We start from the raw sequence: 24,403 nt of genomic DNA, 5'->3' as shown, positions 1-24,403 counted from the left end.
CGCTCGAACCGGATCCGGTTCGAGCGGGCGCACGGCCTCCGGGTGGTTCAGGCAGCTATCAGATCGTCGATCTGGCCGATCGCCGACGAGGAGCCCTCGATGATCCCCATGTCCACAACCTTCTCGAGTGCTTCCGCCGACTCGTAGGTGCTCACGTACGTCGCCCGGGTGCCTCCGTCGTGCGAGGTGAAGGTGTACACGTTCACCGACACCGGCAGGGTGGGATCGGGATTGAAATCCGCGTCGGCGAATCCGTCGGAAAAGGAGAAACTCGTCGGTTCGTCGACCGCGGTGACCTCCCAGTATCCCGGGTACTTCTCCCCTTCGGGACCGGACATGAAGTAGGTGATGCGTCCCCCGGGCGAAAGGTCGTGGTCCACGAATGTCGCGGGATATTCCGGAGGCCCCCAGACCTTTTCCAGTTGACGCGGGTCCGCGTAGATCTGCCAGACGCGCTCCACCGGTGCGGCGAAGTCCGCGGTGATCGTCAGGCTCAGGTTCTCGGTGTCCTTGCGAATGTCTGTCACAGGCATGACTCATTCCTCCTGGGTCGAGTCGGACGCGATCAGTTCGTCGATGCGCGCGATACGGCCACGCCAGATCTGTTCCAGCTCGGTGAGCATCGAGGCCACCGACCGCACCGCTTCCACGTCGCCTCTGGCAAGCTGCTCCCGGCCGCTGCGACGCTTGGTCAGCAGACCGGCTCTCTCCAGCACGGCGACATGCTTCTGGACCGCGGCGAAACTCATGTCGTAGTGCGCCGCGAGTGCGGAGACCGAGCGCTCTCCTGCCAGCACCCGGCGCATGATGTCGCGGCGGGTGCGGTCTGCGAGCGCGTGGAACAGGGCGTCGGCCCGGTCCTCGTCGTCTCCGTTCACGACTCCAAACGTACAACCATATGGTTGTAGGTGCAATGGGTCGGCGCGGTTTTCTTGCGGCCACTGCCAGCAGTTTCTCTCTTGCGGCAGAAAGGGATACAGGAACTCGAGGGTCGCAGCCGAAGAGCGGGGCTAGTGTGGACCTGACGACGCGCGCTGCGCGGGCGCTGCGGCGTCTCGATGCGCATCCGTGCACACCGAGGCCGCCGATCGGGCAGGGGCATTGAGATGAACGCGTTCGATCACGACAGCCTCGGCCGGGCGATGGCAGAGTTCGCGCGATCACTCGACACCGGAGGTACCGACCTCGACAGCACTCTGCGACACGTCACCACGGCCGCGGTGGAGTTGGTCCCAGGCGCCGACAGCGCCGACATTCTGACGATCACCGGTCGCAAGAAGTTCGAATCGCGCGCTGCCACGTCGGGGATGCCGGCCGAAATGGACTCGCTCCAAGCGCAACTGGGTGAGGGGCCGTGCGTCGACGCCGCGCACGATGCACTGCTCACTCGGGCCGACGATCTGGCCGTCGACTCGCGATGGCCGAAGTTTGCTCCTGCCGCAGTGGAAGCCGGTGTATCGAGCGTCCTGTCGTTCAAGCTCTACACCGGCAACGATCAAGCCGGTGCTCTGAACCTCTTCGCCGGACGCCCGCACGTCTTCGGCGCCGAGTCGATCTACCTCGGTGAGGTACTTGCCGCTCATGCCGCCATCGCGATCGTCGGAGCCCAGCGTCGGCAGCAACTGCACTCGGCGATCGCATCACGAGATCTGATCGGTCAAGCGAAGGGGATGCTCATGGAGCGCTACGCCGTCGACGCCGAGCGTGCATTCGACATGATGGTTGCGCTGTCGCAGGAATCCAACGTACCCGTGGCCGAGATCTCCCAGCGCATAGTAGATCTCGGCCCCGAGCCCCGCTGACATTGCCCGACCCGGCCGCATCGGCCGTCACGGAGTGGTTCAGTCGCCGAAACGTGCGACCAGGCGGCCGGAAACCTCGTTGCGACGCAGCCGTTCCAGGCCCGCGCCGATCTCCTCGAACGCGATGTCCGTGTAGGCCGGTTCGATTTCACGATCGAGCAACAGGCCGAACACCTCTTCGATGTCCTGAACGGTTCCTCCCAGCGAGCCGACAAGGGTCTTGCCGAGAATCGACGCCGACTGGATGGTGAAGGTCGGGAGCCCAAGGCCGACCTGGACGACTGTTCCGGTCCCTCGTTTCACGGCGTCGACAGCTTTCTGCGTAGTGTCGAAGCCCGCGTAGTCGACCACGAGATCGAAACCCTTGCCGGCCCATTCGGAGGCATCGCCCACGACATCGGCGACGCCTGCCGCCCGGGCCAGATCCCACACGGATTCCTTGGTTTCGGCGACATGCACCTCGGCGCCCGCGAGTACCGCAGCGCGAGTACCGATCTGGCCCAGTCCTCCGTACCCGATGACACCGACCTTCATTCCGGTGCTGGCGTGGCCGACCTTGATCATCGCGTGATAGGACGTCATTCCCGCATCGGTCGCGAGGGCCGCCAGCGACAGGTCGAGCCCCTCCGGCACACGGGCAAGATCAGGGGCATCGGCGACGAGTTTGTCGGCGAACCCACCGGGCGTGAACATCCCGAGCGGCGGGCGCACTCCGGAGGAACAGACGCCCACGACGTCGCCGACCTTCCAGCCCTCGACCCCGTCACCGACGGCGCTGATGACCCCGGCATTCTCATGCCCCTGGGTCATCGGCAGGAACGGCATGGTCCCTTCCCCGACCTCCATGTACATGATGTCGCTGTGGCACAAGCCCGCAGCCTTGACGTCGATGACGACCTCTCCGGGACCCGGCGTCGGTTCCGGTACCTCGTTCAATGCGATCGGTTTACCGGATCCTTCGAACTGCCATGCCCTCATTGCTGCACCTTTCCGTCGGATCGGGCCGAAGCTGTGCGCCCGACTTCTTTCCACCGTAGACAGCCGCTCGTTGGAGCAGGGGCGTTCGCCGTGATGGCAGAGTGGACTTCGACGGTTTCATCTATGAAAGGCAACGATGGCGTTCTGGGATCAACTCAAAGCCAAGACCACCGAACTGAGCGGTCAGCTCAAGACCAAGAGCGATCAGTTCCGGAACAAGGAATTCGCGAACGCGAGCATGGCCATGTGTGCGCTGATCGCGGCTGCCGACGGCAGTATCGATCCGAGCGAGCGGCAGAAGACCGCCGCGCTCATCATGAGCAACGACGTCCTGTCGGTCTTCCCGCCCTCCGAACTTCGTGAGAAGTTCGATTGGTACTGCAGCAAGCTCGAGTCCGACTTCGACTTCGGGAAGGTGGAGGCCACAGCCACCATCGCGAAGCTCAAGGCCAAGCAGGATCAAGCTCGTGCCGTGATCCAGATCGGAATCATCATCGGCGGTGCCGACGGATTCTTCGACGATCATGAGAAGGCCGCGGTGCGGGGCGCGGCGCATGCGGTCGGCATCAACCCGGCAGAATTCGACCTCTGACCGCAGTACACCTGCGGATCCGCCGCCCTTCGATCCGGGCGCACGCATAAAAAGAACGCTCGCCCGGGGCCGCCCCGGTCGCGCGTTCTCGTTCGTGGCGGCTTCGGCCACCGCACGCATCACATCTTCGCGTCGCGTGCCCGGACGAAGCTGTAGATGCCGTACATGATCAGCCCGAGTCCCACCGCGATGAGCAGGAACACCCCGAACGGCTGCGCACCCAGCGTCTTCAACGCGGCGTCGAGACCGGAAGCCTTCTCCGGATCGGCCTGGAAGACCGCGGCGATCACGAGACCGCCGATCAGCGTGACGGCGACACCCTTGGCGATGTAACCGGCCATCCCGAGTCCGCGGACGAACGAACTCGTGTTGCCCTTCAGGTCTTCGACGAACTTCTTCGTCGCGCCCTTGTAGATGTGGTAGAGGCCGACACCGATGATCACGAGAGCAGCAACGACGAGCAGGAACTTTCCGCCGCCGGACTCGAGGAGACGCGCGGTGATACCGGAGCTCTGTTCACCGCTCGACTTGCCGCTACCACGCGCATACCCGAATGCCGTGAAGGCCAGACCGAAGTACACGAGAGCGACACCGACGGCCTTGATCCGGCCGAACGTCTCGTCCTTTTTGTCCTGGCCGGCCGACGACGAGTGCGCCGCCCCGCCGAGCACACCCTCCGCAAGACGCCAGAGGGCCAATACGAAGAGCACGACGCACAGGACGGACAGCAGGAACTTGCCGCCGGGCTTGGCCGCGATTTCGGCCAGAGCGCCCGACTGTGATGCCTCCTCGTTGCTGCCCAGGGCAACGCGGATCGCGAGGTAGCCCACCAGCAGGTGCACCAGCCCACTACCGACGTAACCCGCTCGGGCGAGCCGCTCGAACCAATGATTCCGTGAGAGCCGCCCCGTTACCGAGGAGCCCCTCGAAGTCGAAATTTGCCCTGTCACTTGTCCACCCATCCTCCGGCACCGCGCGGCCGGCTTCGCTCGCCCACCCGATGCTCATCAACCTGCGCTCGTTGTCCTGTCCGGTATGCCCGAACCCTTCTGAGATCAAACGCATTCGTCTCGCAGTCGGTAGATTGGCGAGCAGCATCGAAGCCGACCACGGAGGTTCGTCGTGCGAATTGCTCATATCCCGCTCCGAGTTGCCACCGGCGCATTCATCCTCAACTCGGGACTGGGAAAACGGAATCTTCCCGCTGAGAATGCGGAGGCACTGCAAGGTATGGCGGCGCAGGCGTTCCCCTTCGTCAAGCAGTGGCGTCCGACAACCTTCGGTACGGCCTTGTCGACCGCCGAAATCGGGATCGGTGCAGCGCTACTGGTACCCCTCGTCCCGTCCTTCCTGGCGGGCGCTGCGTTGACGGCCTTCGGCGGCGGCATGATGACGATGTACTGGAAGACCCCCGGCATGCACGAGGAAGGGGACCCGCGCCCCACCCAGGACGGACTGGCGCTCGCCAAGGACGTCTGGATGCTGGGCGGCGGCTTGACCCTGATGCTCGAGGGGCTCCGCAAACGCTAGCCGTCCGGAGCCGGACCGCCCCGTGCCACCGGTGCGGGCGGTCGATGATCGGAGTGCAGCCATGACGGAGAGCACGCACGCACCGTATCCACCTGGGGCGATCGCAGACGATGCGGTCACGCTCGCCCGCCGTTGGCTCGAAGAGTCCGCCACCTCGACTCCCGACCGGGCAGGCCGCCAACTGGCGGGTGTGCTGAAGGATCCGCACGGCCTCGACTTCACCGTCCGTTTCGTCGACGGGGTGATCCGTCCGGAGGATCCGACGGTCGCTGCGCACAACCTGGCCGAACTCTCCCGCGATGTACCCTCCTTCCTTCCGCCTCACCTGCGACTGGCATTGCGTGCCGGTGGCACACTCGGTCCCGAGTTCCCCCACCTCGTCGTACCCGTCGCGCGTCGTGCGCTGCGGGCAATGGTCGGGCACCTGCTCGTCGATGCGACCGACCGGCGGCTCGGACGTGCCCTCGCCGTTATCCGACGCCGTCGTGTGCGGCTGAACCTCAATCTGCTCGGGGAAGCGGTGCTCGGCGACAAGGAAGCGGCCCGCCGCTTCGAAGGCACACGGACGCTGCTGGCGCGCGACGACGTGGACTACGTGTCGATCAAGGTCTCCGCCACCATCGCCCCGCACGCCGCGTGGGGGTTCGACGAGGCCGTCACCGACATCGTGGACAGGCTCACGCCGTTGTATCGGCTCGCGGCACAGTCGGCCACACCGAAGTTCGTCAATCTCGATATGGAGGAATACCGCGACCTCGAACCGACCATCGCGGTCTTTACGAGATTGCTGGACCTCCCCGAGTTCCTGCACCTCGAGGCCGGCATCGTCGTCCAGGCTTATCTTCCCGATGCGCTCGCCGCGTTGATCCGGCTCCAGGAATGGGCCGCCGCTCGGCGTGCCCGAGGCGGCGCTCCCATCAAGGTGCGCGTGGTCAAGGGCGCAAATCTGCCGATGGAACGCGTCGAGGCGGCGCTGCGCGGCTGGCCGCTCGCCACCTGGAGCACGAAACAGGACACCGACACCAATTACAAGCGGTTGCTGCACTACGCGCTGACACCCCAACGGATCGACAACGTCCGGATCGGGGTCGCCGGGCACAACCTGTTCGATATTGCCTACGCCTGGCTCCTGGCAGGCAGACACGGCGTGCGACACGGTGTCGATTTCGAGATGCTCCTGGGCATGGCGCAGAACCAGGCCGACGTGGTGCGCCGCCACGTAGGTGGTCTGGTGCTCTACACCCCCGTCGTGCACCCCGAGGAGTTCGACGTCGCGCTGGCGTACCTGGTGCGCAGGCTCGAAGAAGGCGCGGGCCAGGACAACTACATGTCGGCCGTGTTCGATCTGCGCGAGGATCCGTCGCTGTTCGAGCGGGAAGCGCAGCGATTCCGGGATTCGGTCGCTGCGCTCGACGAACGAGTCCCTGAGCCGAATCGGCGACAGGACCGCCACGAGGTTCCGGACGCCGCGGACGGCGAGGGCTTCTTCAACACCGCGGACACCGACCCGTCGCTGCCCCGGAATCTGGCCTGGGGGCGGGCGATCCTCGAACGGGTTCCCTCCTCCCGCCTCGGCTCGGACCTCGTTCGCGCGCACACGGTGACGTCGTCCGATCGGCTCGACGCCATCGTGGCGGCAGCGTCGGACGCAGGGCGGGGCTGGGGGGCGCGCAGTGCCGCAGACCGGGCTACGGTGCTCGAACGGGTCGCGCGGAGACTCGAGGCGCGTCGCGCCGACCTGTTGGAGATCATGGCGGCCGAGGGCGGCAAGACTCTCGACGAATCCGACCCGGAGGTCTCCGAGGCGATCGACTTCGCCCGCTACTACACCGACCGGGCACGCGATCTCGCAGCCGTGGACGGAGCCCGCTTCGTGCCCTCGGCGCTCACCGTGGTCACGCCGCCGTGGAATTTTCCGGTGGCGATCCCGGCAGGGTCGACGCTGGCGGCGCTGGCATCGGGGTCGGCGGTCGTGCTCAAGCCCGCCGCCCTGACCGCACGCTGCGGTTCCGTACTCGCCGAGGCAATGTGGGAAGCCGGGGTGCCGCGCGACGTGCTCCACCTCGTACACCTGGGAGAACGCTCGCTGGGCACGCAACTGATCTCGGATCCTCGCGTCGACCGGGTCGTGCTCACCGGTGCCTACGAGACCGCAGAGCGATTTCGATCGTTCCGCCCGGGACTTCGGCTCATGGCCGAGACCAGCGGCAAGAACGCGATCGTGATGACACCGAGCGCCGATCCCGACGCCGCGGTGCGCGACATCGTGCAATCGGCGTTCGGCCATGCGGGGCAGAAGTGCTCGGCTGCGTCGCTCGTCGTCCTCGTCGGATCGGTGGCATCGTCACGGCGGTTCCGGGACCAGCTCGTCGACGCCGTCACGTCGCTCACTGTCGGGCCGGCGCACGACCCTCGCACCCGGATGGGACCGCTCGTCGAACCTGCGCACGGGAAACTGCTCGACGCCCTCACCACTCTGGAACCGGGCGAATCGTGGTTGACGGCACCGCGTCGGCTCGACGACGAGGGCAGGTTGTGGACTCCGGGCGTGCGCGAGGGCGTGCAACGCGGGTCGCGCACGCATCTGGTCGAGTTCTTCGGTCCTGTGCTGGGAATCATGACCGCGGCGGACCTCGACGAGGCGATCGACATCCAGAACGAAGTCGACTACGGGCTCACCGCCGGTCTGCATTCGCTCGACACCGCAGAGATCGCCCGCTGGCTGGGCCGCGTCGAGGCCGGGAACGTGTACGTCAATCGCGGGATCACGGGTGCTGTGGTGCGCAGGCAACCGTTCGGCGGCTGGAAGAAGTCGTCGGTCGGCGCGGGATTCAAGGCGGGCGGTCCCCAGTACCTCTTCGGGTTCGGTTCATGGGAGTCGCTGCCACACAAGGCCGTCGACGCCGTTGCTGCCGACGGAGCCACCGAGGCGGTCGTCGGCCGTCTCCTGACTGCGTCCCGAGAATGGACCGGCACCGATTCGGGGATGCTGCGCCGGGCGTTCGCCGATGACGCCCGCGTATGGCGTTCGGAGTTCGGCGTCCCGAAGGATGTCAGCCGCCTCGTCGTGGAGCGGAACCTCTTCCGTTATCTTCCGGCGCGGGTGTGCGTCCGACTCGGCGAGGACGGAAACCCGGTAGATTTCGTGAGGGTACTCGGCGCGGCGGCACGCACCGGTGCGCAAGTGGAAGTGTCTTCCGCTCTTGAGATTCCACGCGCCGTCCTGTCGGCAACCGGGCAGATGATCGAAAAGAGTGTCACCGAAACCGACGCGGAGTGGCTGGATCGGATCTGCTCCGGCGACTCGGTGCGCGTCCGGATGATCGGTGGAGAGCCCCGCACTGTCGCAGAGCGCCTCGGTGGCCGTTGCGACGTGCCGGTCTGGGATCACCCTGTGACCGAGTCCGGTCGGGTGGAGATGCTGCCCTTCCTTCTCGAACAATCGGTATCGATTACGGCACACCGGTTCGGCACCCTCCACCACCTCACCGACGAGATCATCTGAGTTCGCCCCGTCCGATTGACCGGAAGCCCTGTGGAACGAATGGATCTGAGGTGCAATAGGAGCATGGATATCGCCACGACACCCCCCACCGAACGCCGGAAATTGGCGTTGGCGGCTGTGAAGGAATTAGGTCCCAATCGCACGGAAAAGGCGGCATTGAAGGTTCGGTGTCCCGCCGGCCACACCATCGCGGCCGTGTACGAGACTTCCGCGGGCCCGGTGGTCGTGTCCAAGAGCGGACCGGGCGGGCGTGGCAACCGCGACCGTGAAGCGACCGGTCACCACGGCGACAAGCTCCATTCCGAGTTCGTCGACACGCTCGAGGCGACGCAGTTCGAGGACGACGGCATTCCGTCCGGATGCGCGTGCGGACCGAAAGGGCTGTCCCGCAAAAAGTTACAGGCCGCCTTCGCGGCACAGGAACATGTAGTGAACCTGACCTGACCGGTCAGATCCCCAGGTTCCACCGAATCCGGAACAGATCGAGAACCTGGTCCGCCCAACCGAGCACCGACAGCGACGAGTCGACATTCTGCGGAGGCGCCTGCACCAGGGTGTCGTTGCGGAGCAACCGGGCGAAATCCACTTCGACGCGACCCTCGCGCACCGCACCGCGGGGATGCCGGAACTCCACGCCGGCTCGCACCATGATGTCGACGATCTCCTGCGCGAGGATGCCGTAGCCGACAGTCGTCGGATGCACGCCGTCCAAGGAGAACAAGCCGCCCGTGGCGCGTCCGCCGTTCCCGTCCGCGGACAGGAACCGGGTGTCCGGGACGGGCATGAGAGCGGCGAGCAGCGGCGGCAGCGGATACGGAGTCCACCACTCCGGACGCGCCGCGAGATCATCGACGTAGCGGCGCGCGGCCAGACGGTCGAGGATTCCCGCAGACTCGAGCAGGTACCAGTCGAGACCGTCCCGGCGAGCATCGGCGACTGCCTCTGTGATGGTGATGTTGTAGAGGTCGATCGCGGTGTCGACCGCGTACGCCTGCGCACCCGTGAGGTGCTCGTCGCGAGCAGGGTCGAAGCGGCCTTCGTCGATCCAGGGCCGGGTGTAGTACGGAAAGTACGGTGACCCTGACTTCGTGCCGATCCCCCGGGCTATCGGCGCGATGGTGACGTGCGGGACGGTGCACAGGATGATGTGACGAGCCTCGACCGTCCGGAGTCGCGCCACGACCTCGGCGAATTCGGCGTCGAAGTGCTCCGGTGTCCAGATCGTGGCGTCGCGGGTGCGCTCGAGTTGCCGGAAGTCCTCACCGCTCCACACGACCCGCAGTTCGGTGGCGGCGCGCAAAGCGTTGTTGGCGCCCAGGAAGACCACCAGCGTCTCGATACCGGCATCGGTGCCGTCGTCGTGCTCGGCACCGAGCGCCCGCGCGGCGTCGAACACGGTCTCGTGACGACGCTGCTCGTCCGACCGCGGATAGACCCTGAGAGCGGCGCGCTCGGCATTGTTCTCGACGATCTGGTCGACGAGGTTGTCCCGCGGGCTCGCGAGCGCACGTTCGCAGTGTGCCGCGGTCTTCTCCAGCGCGTCCCGCAGATCCCAGCCGTAGCACGAGAGATTGTGGTTGTAGCCGGCCACGATCGGCGCCTCGGCACCCGGGCCGCGCTCCCAGTAGTCCTCGACCTCGTCCATGAACCCGCGCACAGCGAACAAGGCCGTCGGAAGTTCCCACACGTCGAGACGGCCCCCGTATCGATCCTCGAGCCGGCGCAACAACAATTCGACATTGAGCGGAAGCCCCCCGGGTCCCCCGAAGCGGGGATACCGGAAGGCCGCAAGGATGCCCAGTTCGTAGGCGACGATCGCGGGTACCGACACCTCCGTCCGGTAGATCGCACCGCTCTGGAATCCCTGGAGAAGCGAGTCGCCGACGGCGACGAGCCGATGGGGCGGAACCCCGCGCGGGGTCGGGCGGTCGACGGCGATACCGGCGGTCGGATCGAAGACCGGCGGGCGGGGAGCGCGCTGGGCCTGTGCCACGACAGAGTCCGGGGTTCCCTCCGGCAACGCGGCCTGTGCGGACACGGGGCCACCCCCTCGGTGTGTCGTCCGTCGAGCGTGGGCCGCGTGCGTGAGGTCTGTCAAGGGTGCGGTGAGGTGTCGCCGGTGCGCGAGAATATGCAGACTGGACGGGACCATCGTGGCCGCACGGCCACCGAACACGGAGAAGCAGGAGGGTGGATGACGAGCGCCGACTTCGCCCACACCGACCGCGCTGAAAAGAATCGCCGGGAGAAGGCGGTGGGCCTCGCCCGCTACACCTGGAACCGCGGTGTCACCGGCGCGGAGTTGCTGGCCATGTCCGACGACACGCGCAGGCGGCTGGCACGAGCCGCAGACGCCCACCCGCCGCGCACGATGGAAACGTGGGCGCTCGTGGCGCAGTTGCTCGACGAGAAGACCGCATGGGCGCACGAGCACCCGGATCATCCTTCGGCCACGCGCACCCACCCCGACGAGAAGATCATGTGGGTCAAGCCGCCGGTCAGGTCCTGGCTCGACTGACGCGAGGGTGCGACTGCGGGGCGCAGGTGGTAGAAATGCACTCCGTGTCCGAGAGTGCAATTTCTATCGACGAGGGTGCCCGGACCCGTCGCATGCAGCGCACACGCGCCGCGCTCGTCGAGCACGCACGCACACTCACCGCCCGTCGGGGTCTCGCCGGCTTCACCGTCGAGGAACTGTGCGAACACGTCGGAGTGTCGCGACGAACCTTCTTCAACTACTTCGCCTCGAAAGAGGACGCGGTGCTCGGCAACCCGCCCGCAGCACTCACCCCGGAAGACCGCGACGAGTTCGTGGCGGGGGGCGACCGCACAGGGCCCGGCTCCTCGCCGGCCCTGCTGCGCGATATCGCACGGCTCGCCGTTGCACTGTTCGAACGCAACGATTTCACTCGGGAACAACATCGACTCCGCTGTGAGATCGTGCGCAGCGAACCTCAGTTGCTCGCCCGCATGATGTCGCTGGGCGAGTCGCACCAGCAGGACTTCGCCGAACTGATCGCCGCACGCGAAGGGCTCTCCGCCGACGACCCCTTCGTCCGCGTCACCGTGCGATTCGTCGCCGGTCTCATTCACGACGCCGTCGACGAGTTCTTCCGCACGCCCGACAGCCCACCGTTCCGCGACCTGCTCGAACGCGACATCGGATGTGCCCAGCGGTTGCTCGAACACCCTCTCGACCTCCACGACCCGACAGGAATACGGTGACCTCTACCGCAGAACCACTGGTTCTCTCCCAACGCCGAATCTGGATCATCTTCTCGGCCCTGATCGCCGGCATGCTGCTGGCGAGCCTCGACCAGACGATCGTCTCGACCGCGATGCCCACCATCGTGGGCCAGCTCGGCGGCGTCGAGCACCAGGCGTGGATCACCACCGCATACCTGCTCGCCACCACGATCGTGATGCCCGTCTACGGCAAGTTCGGCGACGTCTTCGGCCGCCGGTACCTGTTCATGATCGCCATCGCGATTTTCACCCTCGCGTCGGCGGGCTGCGCGTTCACCGACGACTTCTGGACGTTCGTGGTCTTCCGCGCTCTGCAGGGCGCCGGAGGCGGCGGCCTGATGATCTTGTCGCAGGCCATCATCGCCGACATCGTTCCCGCCAGCGAACGTGGCAAGTACATGGGTCCGCTCGGCGCGATCTTCGGTCTCTCCGCCGTCGGTGGCCCGCTGCTCGGCGGGTTCTTCGTCGATCACCTGACGTGGGAATGGTGCTTCTACATCAACATTCCCGTCGGCATCGTCGCGCTGCTGATCTCGTGGTTCATGCTCACGCTGCCGACGAAGAAGCCCACCAAGCGCATCGACATTCTCGGTGTGATCACGCTGTCGCTCGCGACGACCTGCCTGATCTTCTTCACCGATTTCGGCGGCGACGCGGACCGCGGCTGGAGCGACCCGCTCACCTGGGCATTCGGCATCGGCCTGCTGGCCATGGCATGCCTGTTCGTGCTCGTCGAATCCCGGGCACAAGACCCCATCATCCCGCTGTCGCTGTTCCGCAATTCGATCTTCGTCAACGCGACCGCGATCGGTTTCGTGCTCGGTCTCGGTATGTTCGCAGCGCTCGCGTTCATGCCCACGTTCCTGCAGATGTCGTCCGGCACCTCCGCGGCGGTATCGGGCCTGCTGCTGCTGCCCATGATGGTCGGCCTCCTGATCACCTCGATCGGCTCGGGCCTCGCGATCACCAAGACGCAGCGCTACAAGATGTACCCGATCGCCGGGGCCTCGATCACCGCGCTGGCGATGCTGTGGCTGACCACCCTGCAAGGCAGCACACCACTGTGGGTGATCTGCTCGATGCTCTTCGTCTTCGGACTCGGGCTCGGCCTGATCATGCAGGTGGTCATCCTCGTCGTCCAGAACGCCGTGCCGGTCGACGAGATCGGTACCGCCACGAGCTCGAACAACTACTTCCGCGAGGTGGGCGCCGCGCTGGGTGTCGCGATCTTCGGCACGATCTTCACCAACCAGCTCTCCGTGAAGCTCACCGACGTGTTCACCACCGCGGGGGCCGATCCGGAGCAGGCCGGACAGGCCACCGCCACCCTCGACCCCGCGATCATGAAGGCACTGCCCGACGAGGTGCGGCAGGGCGTCGTCGACGCCTACGCGGACTCGCTCGCCCCCGTCTTCTGGTACCTCATCCCGTTCCTGATCGTCGCCATCGTCCTGGCCTGCTTCCTGAAGGAGATCCCGCTCTCCGACGAAGCCGGCATGGTGGCGCGTGGCGAAGCGATCAGCGCGAAGGACGCGGAAGCAGCGCGCACGGCGTCCGCCGAACACGACACCGTGGCGGTGTCCGCCCCCGGCGACCGGACGGAACCACCGGCGTCACCGGGCTCGTAGCGGCCGGTTCCGCACGCCAGGGACCGAGAGGTCCGGCGCAGCGCGCGGAACCTCACGTGATCGAATGGACGCCCAGAGGCGACATGCCGCGGCGGGCAGGCAACGGGAGGCGACACATGGGTCGGAGCATCACACCGGTCCGCGTCAAGGACGTGACGATCGGCGAGGGCACACCCAAGATCATCGTGCCCATCACCGGCCGGACCCCGGACGAGCTGCACGCGCAGGTCGAGGCACTGTCCGGGCAGGTCGCCGATGTCGTGGAGTGGCGGGTCGACTTCTTCGGCACCCTCGAGGACACCGCGTCGGTGGTCGCCCAGGCGCACGCGCTCGCCGGCGCCCTCGGTGCCACGCCGCTGCTCGCGACCTGCCGGACCGCGCACGAGGGCGGACAGGCCACCTCCGGCGACGACGCGTACGCCGAGCTGGCGATCGCGCTCGCCGAGAGCGGTGCCGTGGACCTGATCGACGTGGAGTACCGGCGCGACGGCCGCGCGGTGAAGCGGATCGTCGCGTCCGCCCACGCCCGGAACGTCGCGGTGGTCGCGTCCAACCACGATTTCGATGCCACGCCCTCGAAAGACGAGATCGTCTCGCGGTTGCGCGCGATGCAGGCACTCGGAGCGGACATCTGCAAGATCGCGGTGATGCCCCGGTCCGCTGCCGACGTGCTCACCCTGCTCGATGCGACACGCATCATGCACGAGGAGTACGCGGATCGCCCGCTGATCACCATGTCGATGGGTGGCCTGGGGGTGGTCTCCCGGATCGCCGGTCAGGTGTTCGGTTCCGCCGCGACCTTCGGGATGGTGGGCACGGCATCGGCACCCGGGCAGGTCGACGCCTCGGAACTGCGCGCGCTGCTCGACGTCCTCGAGCGGTCGCGGTAGGCGCCGTCCGGCACCTCTACCGGTCGGCGTCCGCGTCGTCCCACAGTTTCATCAGCGTCGTGAGAATCTCCTGGGCGGCACCGAGACCGGCGAGATGACTCTCACCCGGCAGATGATGGAACTCCGCGTCGGGCAGCAGATCCACCATGTGCAGGCCGTGTTCGAACGGAATGATGTGGTCGCTGTCGCCGTGCCACCAGCGGACCGGCACCTTCACGTCCGACACGCGAAAGCCCCAGTCGCGGGTGAACACCACGATGTCGGCGAACGGCGCGGAGATGCGGTGCCGGCTGCCGTTGAGCAGGTCGTCGAGGAACATCGCCTTGAACTCCGGCCTCGCGAGCAGACGGCGGTCGGCCTCCGGCGAGAGTCGTCCGTAGAGGTCGATGATCGGCGACCCCAAGGGCCGGACCAGCCGGATACCGGCGCTCAGTGCGGTACCGATGGGGGCGCCCGCCACCTGAAGGACCGGCGCGACGAACGTTCCCAGTCGCATCAGCGCACTGCTGATCGCCTCCGGACCGACCACCGGGGCGACACCGCCGAGCACTGCGGCCGCCACCACCCGATCCTGCAGCGCGTACGCGGACGCCAGCGTGAAGGGACCGCCGCCGGAGAGGCCGACGACCGCCATCCGATCGACGCCCAGGGTTTCGGCGATGATCTCCAGGTCGTCGGTGAAGGCCAGGACGTTCTCGTACAGGTGCGGGGTCGACGACCCGATCCCCGGACGGTCGATCCCGATCAGCCGGATGTTCTCCCGTTCGGCGAAGGCGCGGGCTTCGACGGGGATCTGGCGGCGCGCTCCCGGGGTGCCGTGCAGCCAGAACACCGCGCGTCCCTGCGCGGAGCCGAATTCGGCGAAACCGAGACGGCGACCGTTTCCGACCGCGACCGTACCTTCGAGCTTCGGTCGTTCGACGTCCATGCGCGTCAGCATGGCATGTGTCGGCGGTCACGTACATCTCCGCGACGTGCGTCGGCCGGGCGATTTCGCAGACCCCGGCGCCCGGACGGTGGTCTGATGGAAGCGTCACCCACGAAGGGACCGATTCATGACCGAATCCTCGAACTCGGGCCGCGTGGCGGTGGTAACCGGCGCGTCGTCCGGCATCGGTGCCGCGACCGCACGTGCCCTCGCGGGCGCGGGCTTCCGCGTCGCGCTGCTCGCACGTCGCCTCGCCCGGATCGAAGCTCTCGCGGCCGACCTGGGCAGCGGTGCGCTCGCGATCCGGGCCGACGTGACCGACCGCGATTCCCTCGTCGCCGCTGCTCAGCGGGTGCAGGACGAGTTCGGCGGAGCGGACGTCCTGATCAACAACGCGGGCGTCATGCTGCTCGGACCGTTCTCGCCGAAGTTTCACGACGACTACCGCAGGATGATCGAGGTCAACCTGCTCGGGGCCATCACGACCACCGAGGTCTTCCTCGAGCAGCTTCGGGACGGTGGCGGGGACCTCGTCAACATCTCCTCGGTTGCCGGACGTACCGCCCGGCCCACCAACGGTGTCTATGCCGCCACGAAGTGGGGAATCAACGGCTGGTCCGAGTCACTGCGCCAGGAACTGCACCCCGACGTGCGCGTGATGCTCATCGAGCCCGGAATCGTCGACACCGAGTTGCCGACGCACATCACCGACAACGCGACCCGGCAGGTCGTGCAACAGGGTTACGACGCCTCCACGGTGGAGCCACCCGACATCGCGGACGTGATCGTCTTCGCGCTCACCCGTCCCCGTCATCTGACCATCAACGAGATCCTTCTCCGCCCCTCCGACCAGGCCGGCTGAGCGTGCCCGGAGTACTGCGGTCGCACGCGGATATCGATCGAACGCCACACTCGGTGTGATGCGGGTTACAGTAATCTGACCACAGCCAGAGTCAGATCCCGACCCGACGGGAGATGTACCCCGTGACGAAGATGCTCGCTCCCCCGCCGCCCGGTCTCGAGCCCGTCCCCGGCGACAGCGGACTCCCGTACATCGGCTACGCGCTGGACTACATGCGGGACCCGATCAAGGCCTACGACAAGCGGTTCCACCGGCACGGCCCCGTGTCGTGGTTCCGGTTCGCCGGGCGCCCGTGGGTCGTGCTCATCGGGCCCGACGCCGTGGGAGCGGCATTGCAGAACCGCGACCGCGCCCTGCAGAGCGGCCCGGGATGGCGCGCGTTGATCGGCCCGTTCTTCGACCGCGGACTGATGCTCATGGACGGCGACGAACACACCGCGCATCGCCGGATCATGGCGAAAGCCTTCACGCGCGACCGCCTCGCGCTCTACACCGACGCGATGCATCCGTCGATCGAACGCACGCTCGAGACCTGGGTCCCCGGTGACGGCTTCCGGGCCTACCCCGCGCTCAAGGAACTCACCCTGAGTCTGGCCACCGAGATCTTCATGGGCGGCGCCGAGGGATCGTCGGACCAGGAGATGCAGGAGGTCAACCGCGCCTTCATCGGGTGCGTACAGGCGGCGACCGCGATCGTCCGCTATCCGTTGCCCGGCAGCAGGTGGCGCAAGGGCATCCAGGGACGCAAGCGGCTCGAGGCGTTCTTCCGCCGCTACCTGCCCGCACGGCGCGCAGCCGAGGGCAACGACATCTTCTCGGTCTTCTGCCACGTGGAGTCCGAGGACGGGGAACGGTTCTCGGACGACGACGTCGTCAACCACATGATCTTTCTGATGATGGCGGCACACGACACCTCCACCATCACGCTCTCGACGGCGATGCAATATCTCGGCCAGTACCCCGAGTGGCAGCAGCGGTGCCGCGAGGAATCCGAAGCGCTCGGCACCGCGACGCCCGTCTTCGCGCAACTCGACGACCTCACCGCACTCGATCTGGTGATCAAGGAGTGCCAGCGCCTGGTCACGCCGGTACCCGGCGTCGTGCGCCGGGCAGGGGCCGACACCGAGATCCTGGGGCATTTCATCCCCAAGGGCACGCTCGTGAACGTGGGCGTGCACTACAGCCACCACATGGCCGAATTGTGGCCGGATCCCGAACGTTTCGACCCCGAGCGGTTCGCTCCCGAACGGCGGGAGGACCGCGTCCATCCCCACGCGTGGACGCCTTTCGGCGGTGGCGTGCACCGCTGTCTCGGGCAGCACTTCTCGGGCGCCGAGATCAAGTCGGTGCTGCACCACCTGCTGCTCCGGTACGAGTGGGACGTACCCGCCGACTACGTCGCACCGATGAACTTCACGTCGCTGCCGTTTCCCGACGACGGAGGACCGATCAACCTCCGCGCCAGGTAACTGCCGACGGAAGGGTCGAACCACTTCCTGCGCGCCTCGCGATCAACCATCCGACGTCCCGAAGTTTCCGCGAATGACATTCGCGGGATCCCGTTCCGCCTTGAGTCGACGAAGCCGCTGAAGGGACTTGGAACACAATGCGGCGGAGAGCTTCTCGGACAGATTCAGGAATGTGATCGGCTTGCGACCGCTGGCAGGCAGGGAGTGCGCCAGTGTCGCTTGCTTCGACGCGATGGCATCTCCGATCGCATCGGTCGACGGCACACCGAACATGTATGCGGCGTACGGCTCCGTGAGTGCCCCGTGCGGGGAGTCGCTGGGGCGTGCCAGTGCTCCTCCGAGGTGTCGGAGTTGCACGGTCAGAAGAGGAGAGATCGGTTCGTCGAGCAAGGAAGCGAACACGTCGTCGTCGAGCGCGGTGAGGAGTTCACCGCGTGCCCGCCCGGGACTCGGGGCGGTAGGCTCCGCCGTGATCGTTCCCAGGTCCGCGGCGCTCATCGGCGAACGGGTGTCCACAATCGGCGCGGGTAAGCGGTCGACCTCGGCCATGAGCCGGCGGGCGTCGGCATCACTCCCCAGGAACGTCACGTCGATGGCGACCATCGGATCGGTTCCGGGAAAGTTCAGCACCTCGAACCAGAGGGTGAGTGCGTCCGGTGCAGTCTCCGTCATCGATCGGTAGACCTCGGCCACATGTCGTGCCGAAGCGGCCGACCACAGTTGCCGTCCACCGAAAATCCGGGGCGCAGGATGCAATTGCAGTTCCATCGCGGTGACGATGACAAGATCGCCTCCGCCTCCGCGCAACGCCCAGAACAGTTCCGGGTCGGTTTCGGGCGTGACGTGCTGTGTCTTACCGTCTGCTCCGACGACCTCGAAGGCGAGCACACTGTCGGCCATCCATCCGAACGAGCGTCCGAGCCAGCTCAGACCACCTCCGAGTGCCGCCCCGGTCACTGTGACGACGGGAGAACTCCCTGGTAATGCCGTGAGTCCGTGCGCAGCGGCGGCACGCTGAAGATCACCGGCACGTACACCTGCTCCGACCCTCGCCGTCCTCCGCTCCGGATCGATATCGATGGATTCCAGTCGAGTCGTGCGCAACAGGACGGAACCGCGAGCCCGACCGGTCGCGCCGTGACCGCTGGGTTGCACCGCGATGGACAAGCCCTGCGACTTCGCAAATCTCACGAGTGCGACGATGTCGTCGGCATCGGCCGCCTCCACCACCGCACAGACGTCCTGCTCGACGGCGAGATTCCAGGGACGTCGCGCAGGTTCGAAGCCTGAATCGGCCGGAAGGTGAACCCGGCCCCGAACACTTGCCCTCAACTTTCCGACGGTCGCAGCCCGCAGGATACTCATAGTGACTCCTCGCTCGATGTCGTAGATGCGAGGCAGGATCGGGGTGTCCGCCTCACTATCGAGTCGAGCGCGACTACCGAAACGTGACGAGCAGCCCCTGAGGAGCCCCCATGGAACGGGATCGGTCGGCACCGAGTCTGGACGGGTTGGCAGCGCAATTCGTCGTGCAACGACCCAAGCTGCATGCCATCGCCCAGCGGATGCTCGGCTCTCCGTGGAACGCGGATGATGCCGTCCAAGAGGCGTGGTTACGCCTCCAGCAAGCCGATATCGGGAGTATCCGGAACCTCGAGGCATGGCTCACGACGGTCGTCTCCCGGGTGTGCATCGACATGATTCGACGGCGCGCCACGTGGCGGGAAGAACTGGGTCACGAGCTCTCGGGCGAAGCCGGATCGGGGACCGGCGCCCCCGCTGAGCGCGAGCCGGGAAACACCGTGCTGTTGTCCGAAGACCTCGCCTTGGCTATGCACGTCGTGCTGGACACACTCGGACCTCTCGAGCGGCTGGCCCTGGTTCTGCACGACGTCTTCGCGCTGTCGTACGACGACATCGCACCTATCGTCGAACGCACCCCTGCAGCTGCCCGCCAGCTCGCGTCCCGGGCGCGAGCGCGTGTCCGCTCGGTCGACGTGGACAGTGTTCGGGAGAAACGAGAATCGGCGATTGCCGCTTTTCTCGATGCGGCGCGTAACGGGGAGTTCGGGGCACTCCTGCAGCTCCTCGACTCCGACATCGAACTACGCAGCGACGACACGGCCGTAGGCCTGGCAGCAGAAGGCGCCGATCACGGCGCGCCACTCCTCGGTCGCAACATCTCGGGGGCAGACGCCGTAGCCAGAGTGTTCGCCGGGCGAGCCGAACTCGCCACGCCCATCCACATCGGTGGAGTCCCCGGGGCTGCGTACGTCTCGGAGGGCGTTGTGCACGCCCTCTACCTGTTCGATTTCCGCGCCGACGCGATCCACCGAGTGAGCGTCATCGCCGATCTCGAACCGTTGACCGGACTCCTGGTCCACGGCTGCCGGTAACCCGCAGGACCGGAGGGAGCGTCGCCTGCTGCCGAATCCCCAGGCCCTGACGGTTTCTCAGCACGACGACAGAACGCGGGCCATGGCGTCGCGCTCTTCCGGGGTGACCCACAGCCGGTACTCGACCTTCACCTCGACCTGGCGCGCCACGTAATCGCAGTGGTAGCCCGCATTCGGTGGCAGCCAGGCGGAGGCGTCGGAGTCGCCTTTCGACTGGTTGGTACGGCCGTCGACCGCCTGCAGATTGCGCGGATCGTTGGCCAGGTTGCGACGCGCCTGGTCGTCGAGGTAGCGGGCACCCTTCTTCCACGCGTCGGACAACGCCACGATGTGGTCGATCTGCACCGCGGAGGACGTGTCGGTGCCGCGTCGGAAGAAGATCTCCAGGTTCGTGTACGTATCCCGCAGGGTGCCGGTCCGGACCGTGCAGTCCTTCGTGGCGGGCTCGAGCGAGATGTCGACGAGGTCGCGCTTGAGAATGTCGTTGCGGGTGTCGCAGCCGTTGCGGCCGAACCCGACCGTGACGTTGTCGGTCCAGGCGGGCCCGAAGAGCTCACGGCTGTAGCCGTCCTGAGGATCGGCGGCGCGTACCGGCAGCGCCGAGAGCGCCGCGAGGACCGCCGTGGGGTCGCCTCCCGTGGCAATCCCCACCGGCGGCTCCGCTGCCCCCGACTCGTCGGTGACGACGGGTTCGAGGACGACGACCGCGATCGAGACCGCGATGAAGCACAGAATCCACAGCCATCGAGGAATCGACGGCTGTCCTGTACGGGCCATGTACTACTGCGCCAGCGGAGGCATCTTCACGATCTGGCCGGCGTAGGACAGGCCGGCACCGAACGCGAGGAGAAGGGCAGTGCTGCCCGCCTCGACCTGACCGGTGCGCAGCATCTTCTCCATCGCCAGCGGGATCGACGCGGCAGAGGTGTTGCCGGTCTCGATGATGTCGTCGGCCACCTGCACGGACTCGGGAAGCTCGAGCTGCTTGACGATGACGTCGTTGATCCGCAGGTTCGCCTGGTGCGGCACGAATGCGTCGAGGTCGGCGAGAGCGACCCCGGACTTGTCGGCGATCTGGCGGGCGTACTTGCTCATCTCGAAGGCTGCCCAGCGGAACACCGCGGTGCCTTCCATGATGATCCAGGGACGCTTCTGCTGCGGGTTCTGGGCGAAGTCGACCCAGTCGGGCTCCTGGCGGATGGCGTTGCCCTGCGAGCCGTCCGATCCCCACACCGTGGGGCCGACACCGACCTCGTCGGAGGCACCGACGACGACCGCGCCCGCACCGTCACCGAAGATGAATCGCACGGAGCGGTCGGTGGGTTCGGTGGCGTCGCTCATTCGCTCGACGCCGACGACGAGCACCTTCTCCGCGGTCCCGGCGCGCACCAGGTCGGATGCGACACCCAACGCGTAACAGAAGCCTGCGCAACCGGCCTGGATGTCGAGGGCGGCGGCGCCGCCGGTACCGAGGCGGTCCGCGACGAGCGCGGCGGCCTGCGGCGTCTGGAAGCCGTAGGTGGAGGTCGCGATGATGACGGTGTCGATCTGCGGGCCGCTCAGTCCGGCTGCGTCGAGCGCCTTCGAGGCGGCATCGACCGACATGTCCACGATCGTCTCTTCGGGGTGCGCCTTCGCGAAACGGCGTTCCTTGATTCCGGATCGCGACTGGATCCACTCGTCGCTGGAATCGATCTGTTCACAGATCTCCGCGTTGGTGACGACCCGCTCGGGCCTGTGCACACCCAACCCGAGAAGCGCGCTGTTCCTCAGCGTGGCGGGGACGGCGATCTGTGCACCCATCAGGCGAACTCCTCCTCCTCGGGCACTGCTCATCAGTGCGCCGCATCGAGACACGGTAGCGCGGGTTACGAAAATGTCACAGCACGGGGTCCGGGCAGGCCGTGCCCAGTGGTATCGCACCTCGTCGGAGCCGGTATCGCGCCCGGTCGCTACCGTGCCGGTATGGACGCACAGGACTGGGACGACCGGTACGAATCCTCGGAACTGGTGTGGGGCGCTCCGCCCAACCCGGTGGTGGTGGAGTTCGCGACGTCGCTGCCGCACGGGCGCGCGCTCGATCTCGGCTGCGGGGAGGGCCGCCACTCGTTATGGCTCGCGACGCGCGGCTGGGAGGTGGTCGGCACCGACTTCTCGGCCGTGGCGCTGGACAAGGCCCGCCGAATCGCTGCGCAGGCGCCCAAGAGATCGCGCGACCGGTTGCAATATCAGCTCTCCGATGTGATTTCCGACACCTTCGACGGCACGTATGACTTGATCCTCTCGGTATTCCTGCATTTCCCTCCGTCGCAACGGAAAGCACTCGTCGACAAAGCCATCAGTTCGCTGAAACCTGACGGAATCCTCATATTTCTCGGCCACGACTCGACAAATCTCCAGCACGGAGTCGGAGGCCCCAAGGATGCCGAGATCCTCTACACACCAACAGATGTCGTGAACGACATCGACGGCCGGCTCGATATCGAGGTTGCCGAACGCAGGCACCGCGAAACGGAAGCGGGAACTGCCGTCGATGCCTTGGTGGTGGCACGCAAAGTCAGTCTTGGAAGTTAGTTGCCCGACGAGTAACATAGAGATGTTACCGACGAGTAATAAGCTTGGGCGGTACTTGATCCAACTGGACCGCACCACACCCCCGGGAGACATCAGACATGGGCCATTACAAGAGCAACCTCCGCGACCTCGAGTTCAATCTCTTCGAGTTCCTGCAGATTCAGAAGGTCCTCGAAACAGGTGCGTTCGGCGACCTCGACGAGGAGACCTCGCGCGGCATCCTTTCCGAGGTCAAGGCGCTCGCCGAGGGTCCCGCTGCCGAGGCCTTCGCGGAAACCGACCGCACTCCCCCGGTCTTCGACCCGGAGACCCACTCGGTGTCCATCCCCGAGGGCTTCAAGAAGGCGTTCCGGGCGTGGTGGGATGCCGGCTACTGGTCCATGGGCATCCCTGAGGAGCTCGGCGGCACCGAGTCGCCGCGCGCGCTCCTGTGGGCGGTCAACGAGATGATGCTCGGCGCGCAGCCCGCCGCATTCATGTACGCAGCAGGTCCCGCCTTCGCCGGCGTGCTGTTCGAGAACGGCACCGACGAGCAGAAGCAGTGGGCCGCCACCTGTGTCGAACGCGGCTGGGGCGCCACCATGGTGCTCACCGAGCCCGACGCCGGATCCGACGTGGGCGCGGGCCGCACCAAGGCGATCAAGCAGGACGACGGCTCGTGGCACATCGAGGGCGTCAAGCGCTTCATCACCTCGGCCGACTCCGACGACCTGTTCGAGAACATCTTCCACCTCGTCCTCGCCCGCCCCGAGGGCGCCGGCCCCGGCACCAAGGGCCTGTCGCTCTTCTTCGTCCCGAAGTTCCACTTCGACTTCGAGAAGGGCGAGATGGGCGACCGCAACGGCGTGTTCGTCACCAACGTCGAGCACAAGATGGGCCTGAAGGCCTCCGCGACCTGCGAGCTCACCTTCGGTGGCCACGGCGTCCCGGCCAAGGGCTGGCTCGTCGGTGAGGTCCACAACGGCATCGCGCAGATGTTCGACGTCATCGAGCACGCTCGCATGATGGTCGGCACCAAGGCCATCGCCACCCTGTCGACCGGCTACCAGAACGCACTCGCGTACGCCAAGGACCGCATCCAGGGCGCCGACCTGACCCAGATGTCCGACAAGACCGCCCCGCGCGTGTCGATCCTGCACCACCCCGACGTGCGCCGCTCGCTCGCGATGCAGAAGGCGTACTCCGAGGGCCTGCGCGCCGTGTACCTCTACACCGCCGCACACCAGGACGACGTTGTCGCCGAGCAGGTCTCCGGCGCCGACGCGGGCCTCGCCCACCGCATCAACGACCTGCTTCTGCCGGTCGTCAAGGGCTGTGGCTCGGAGCGGGCCTACCAGTACCTGACCGACTCGCTGCAGACCTTCGGTGGTTCCGGCTTCCTCCAGGACTACCCGATCGAGCAGTACATCCGCGACGCGAAGATCGACTCGCTGTACGAGGGCACCACCGCCATCCAGGCGCAGGACTTCTTCTTCCGCAAGATCGCCCGCGATCGCGGTGTCGCTCTCGCCCACGTGGCCGGACAGATCAAGAAGTTCCTCGAGCGCGAGAGCGGCGACGACCGTCTCAAGGCGGAGCGTGCACTGCTCGCCACCGCCCTCGACGACACGCAGGCCATGGTCGCGACGCTCACCCAGTTCCTCATGGGTGCGCAGGAGCAGCCGACCGAGCTGTACAAGGTCGGTCTCGGATCGGTCCGATTCCTCGAGTCCTTCGGTGACCTGATGATCGGCTGGCTGCTGCTCGAGCACGCCGAGATCGCGCTCACCGCGCTCGACGCCGGTGCGGACGCCAAGGACAAGGCCTTCTACGAAGGCAAGGTCGCCGCAGCGTCGTTCTTCGCCAAGAACGTTCTGCCGCAGCTGACCACGTCGCGCAACGTCATCGCCAATGTCGACCTCGACATCATGGAGCTCGACGAAGCCGCATTCTGATCCCGGCGTAACACCCGCGGACACAACGAGACGACAGGGGGGGCCCCCCGGGGTTTGGGGGGGGCGCCC

The 24,403-nt window shown here is 66.5% G+C and carries 23 protein-coding genes; 14 read left to right on the top strand and 9 right to left on the bottom strand.

What is annotated here, in order from left to right; translation table 11 throughout:
* Nucleotides 1-47: 47 nt before the first annotated feature.
* Both TVH25_RS13445 and TVH25_RS13440 read right to left on the bottom strand, forming a co-directional pair.
* Nucleotides 48-533: an SRPBCC family protein gene (locus TVH25_RS13445; protein ID WP_422424410.1), complete on the bottom strand. Its 486-nt coding sequence runs from the start codon at nucleotides 531-533 to the stop codon at nucleotides 48-50.
* Nucleotides 534-536: 3 nt separating this feature from the next.
* The gene (locus tag TVH25_RS13440; protein ID WP_169622174.1) at nucleotides 537-878 is read right to left on the bottom strand and encodes an ArsR/SmtB family transcription factor; all 342 of its coding nucleotides are present in this window, start codon (nucleotides 876-878) and stop codon (nucleotides 537-539) included.
* A 228-nt stretch (nucleotides 879-1,106) separates the two neighbouring features.
* Here TVH25_RS13440 and TVH25_RS13435 point away from each other — a divergent pair, with 228 nt between their 5' ends.
* Nucleotides 1,107-1,802, top strand: coding sequence for a GAF and ANTAR domain-containing protein (locus tag TVH25_RS13435; RefSeq protein WP_296550467.1), 696 nt, complete (start codon nucleotides 1,107-1,109; stop codon nucleotides 1,800-1,802).
* Between the two features lie 39 nt (nucleotides 1,803-1,841).
* On the opposite strand, the gene TVH25_RS13430 is transcribed toward TVH25_RS13435, so the two are convergent.
* Entirely contained in the window at nucleotides 1,842-2,780 is a 939-nt protein-coding gene (locus TVH25_RS13430) for a zinc-binding dehydrogenase (protein WP_296550466.1), read from the bottom strand.
* A 136-nt stretch (nucleotides 2,781-2,916) separates the two neighbouring features.
* Between TVH25_RS13430 and TVH25_RS13425 the strand changes: the two genes are divergently transcribed.
* On the top strand, nucleotides 2,917-3,372 hold the full coding sequence (locus TVH25_RS13425; protein WP_169622171.1) for a tellurite resistance TerB family protein: 456 nt from the start codon (nucleotides 2,917-2,919) through the stop codon (nucleotides 3,370-3,372).
* Between the two features lie 119 nt (nucleotides 3,373-3,491).
* On the opposite strand, the gene TVH25_RS13420 is transcribed toward TVH25_RS13425, so the two are convergent.
* Nucleotides 3,492-4,334 carry a DUF1206 domain-containing protein gene (locus TVH25_RS13420; RefSeq protein WP_169622170.1) on the bottom strand — a complete coding sequence of 281 codons (843 nt, stop codon included), beginning with the start codon at nucleotides 4,332-4,334 and terminating at the stop codon, nucleotides 3,492-3,494.
* A gap of 160 nt (nucleotides 4,335-4,494) precedes the next feature.
* Between TVH25_RS13420 and TVH25_RS13415 the strand changes: the two genes are divergently transcribed.
* The 3 genes from TVH25_RS13415 (at nucleotide 4,495) to TVH25_RS13405 (ending at nucleotide 8,851) form a co-directional block, all read left to right on the top strand.
* Complete coding sequence (locus TVH25_RS13415) at nucleotides 4,495-4,902, top strand: hypothetical protein (RefSeq protein ID WP_422424409.1); 408 nt, start codon at nucleotides 4,495-4,497, stop codon at nucleotides 4,900-4,902.
* Nucleotides 4,903-4,963: 61 nt separating this feature from the next.
* Nucleotides 4,964-8,407 carry a bifunctional proline dehydrogenase/L-glutamate gamma-semialdehyde dehydrogenase gene (locus TVH25_RS13410; RefSeq protein WP_422424408.1) on the top strand — a complete coding sequence of 1,148 codons (3,444 nt, stop codon included), beginning with the start codon at nucleotides 4,964-4,966 and terminating at the stop codon, nucleotides 8,405-8,407.
* Nucleotides 8,408-8,602: 195 nt separating this feature from the next.
* Nucleotides 8,603-8,851, top strand: a complete 249-nt coding sequence (locus TVH25_RS13405) for a hypothetical protein (protein ID WP_240952518.1) — start codon at nucleotides 8,603-8,605, stop codon at nucleotides 8,849-8,851.
* A 4-nt stretch (nucleotides 8,852-8,855) separates the two neighbouring features.
* Here TVH25_RS13405 and TVH25_RS13400 read toward each other — a convergent pair whose 3' ends face one another.
* Entirely contained in the window at nucleotides 8,856-10,445 is a 1,590-nt protein-coding gene (locus TVH25_RS13400) for a hypothetical protein (RefSeq protein WP_422424407.1), read from the bottom strand.
* Between the two features lie 156 nt (nucleotides 10,446-10,601).
* Between TVH25_RS13400 and TVH25_RS13395 the strand changes: the two genes are divergently transcribed.
* From TVH25_RS13395 to aroD, 4 genes are all read left to right on the top strand, one after another.
* Nucleotides 10,602-10,925, top strand: coding sequence for a hypothetical protein (locus TVH25_RS13395; protein WP_169622166.1), 324 nt, complete (start codon nucleotides 10,602-10,604; stop codon nucleotides 10,923-10,925).
* A gap of 92 nt (nucleotides 10,926-11,017) precedes the next feature.
* On the top strand, nucleotides 11,018-11,632 hold the full coding sequence (locus tag TVH25_RS13390) for a TetR/AcrR family transcriptional regulator (protein ID WP_296550463.1): 615 nt from the start codon (nucleotides 11,018-11,020) through the stop codon (nucleotides 11,630-11,632).
* Entirely contained in the window at nucleotides 11,629-13,281 is a 1,653-nt protein-coding gene (locus tag TVH25_RS13385; protein WP_296550462.1) for an MDR family MFS transporter, read from the top strand. Before TVH25_RS13390 ends, TVH25_RS13385 begins: the two co-directional genes overlap by 4 nt.
* A 116-nt stretch (nucleotides 13,282-13,397) precedes the next feature.
* Nucleotides 13,398-14,171 (top strand): type I 3-dehydroquinate dehydratase, encoded by a 774-nt coding sequence (gene aroD, locus TVH25_RS13380; RefSeq protein ID WP_422424405.1) that lies wholly within the window; start codon nucleotides 13,398-13,400, stop codon nucleotides 14,169-14,171.
* Between the two features lie 16 nt (nucleotides 14,172-14,187).
* Here aroD and TVH25_RS13375 read toward each other — a convergent pair whose 3' ends face one another.
* Nucleotides 14,188-15,099: an alpha/beta fold hydrolase gene (locus tag TVH25_RS13375; protein WP_422424404.1), complete on the bottom strand. Its 912-nt coding sequence runs from the start codon at nucleotides 15,097-15,099 to the stop codon at nucleotides 14,188-14,190.
* Between the two features lie 127 nt (nucleotides 15,100-15,226).
* Between TVH25_RS13375 and TVH25_RS13370 the strand changes: the two genes are divergently transcribed.
* Together TVH25_RS13370 and TVH25_RS13365 are read left to right on the top strand one after the other, a co-directional pair.
* On the top strand, nucleotides 15,227-15,961 hold the full coding sequence (locus TVH25_RS13370) for an SDR family oxidoreductase (RefSeq protein ID WP_169622161.1): 735 nt from the start codon (nucleotides 15,227-15,229) through the stop codon (nucleotides 15,959-15,961).
* A 122-nt stretch (nucleotides 15,962-16,083) separates the two neighbouring features.
* Nucleotides 16,084-17,430 carry a cytochrome P450 gene (locus tag TVH25_RS13365; RefSeq protein ID WP_378528166.1) on the top strand — a complete coding sequence of 449 codons (1,347 nt, stop codon included), beginning with the start codon at nucleotides 16,084-16,086 and terminating at the stop codon, nucleotides 17,428-17,430.
* 42 nt (nucleotides 17,431-17,472) lie between these two features.
* On the opposite strand, the gene TVH25_RS13360 is transcribed toward TVH25_RS13365, so the two are convergent.
* Complete coding sequence (locus tag TVH25_RS13360; protein ID WP_422424403.1) at nucleotides 17,473-18,795, bottom strand: FAD-binding oxidoreductase; 1,323 nt, start codon at nucleotides 18,793-18,795, stop codon at nucleotides 17,473-17,475.
* 110 nt (nucleotides 18,796-18,905) lie between these two features.
* On the opposite strand from TVH25_RS13360, the gene TVH25_RS13355 reads away from it, so the two are divergent.
* The gene (locus TVH25_RS13355) at nucleotides 18,906-19,826 is read left to right on the top strand and encodes a sigma-70 family RNA polymerase sigma factor (protein ID WP_422424402.1); all 921 of its coding nucleotides are present in this window, start codon (nucleotides 18,906-18,908) and stop codon (nucleotides 19,824-19,826) included.
* A 57-nt stretch (nucleotides 19,827-19,883) separates the two neighbouring features.
* On the opposite strand, the gene TVH25_RS13350 is transcribed toward TVH25_RS13355, so the two are convergent.
* Both TVH25_RS13350 and TVH25_RS13345 read right to left on the bottom strand, forming a co-directional pair.
* The gene (locus TVH25_RS13350; protein ID WP_296549890.1) at nucleotides 19,884-20,603 is read right to left on the bottom strand and encodes an HNH endonuclease family protein; all 720 of its coding nucleotides are present in this window, start codon (nucleotides 20,601-20,603) and stop codon (nucleotides 19,884-19,886) included.
* A gap of 3 nt (nucleotides 20,604-20,606) precedes the next feature.
* Complete coding sequence (locus tag TVH25_RS13345) at nucleotides 20,607-21,629, bottom strand: beta-ketoacyl-ACP synthase III (RefSeq protein ID WP_169622158.1); 1,023 nt, start codon at nucleotides 21,627-21,629, stop codon at nucleotides 20,607-20,609.
* Nucleotides 21,630-21,791: 162 nt separating this feature from the next.
* Between TVH25_RS13345 and TVH25_RS13340 the strand changes: the two genes are divergently transcribed.
* Both TVH25_RS13340 and TVH25_RS13335 read left to right on the top strand, forming a co-directional pair.
* A complete protein-coding gene (locus TVH25_RS13340) occupies nucleotides 21,792-22,400 on the top strand; it encodes an SAM-dependent methyltransferase (RefSeq protein ID WP_422424401.1) in 609 nt (202 codons plus the stop codon).
* 98 nt (nucleotides 22,401-22,498) lie between these two features.
* Nucleotides 22,499-24,334: an acyl-CoA dehydrogenase gene (locus TVH25_RS13335; protein ID WP_169622156.1), complete on the top strand. Its 1,836-nt coding sequence runs from the start codon at nucleotides 22,499-22,501 to the stop codon at nucleotides 24,332-24,334.
* Nucleotides 24,335-24,403: the final 69 nt, after the last annotated feature.

The organism is Rhodococcus sp. 7Tela_A2 (genome assembly GCF_049311045.1).
GTDB lineage: Bacteria > Actinomycetota > Actinomycetes > Mycobacteriales > Mycobacteriaceae > Rhodococcus.
The sequence above is the reverse complement of the archived record's forward strand: the minus strand, read 5'-3'. Positions and strand labels throughout refer to the sequence as shown.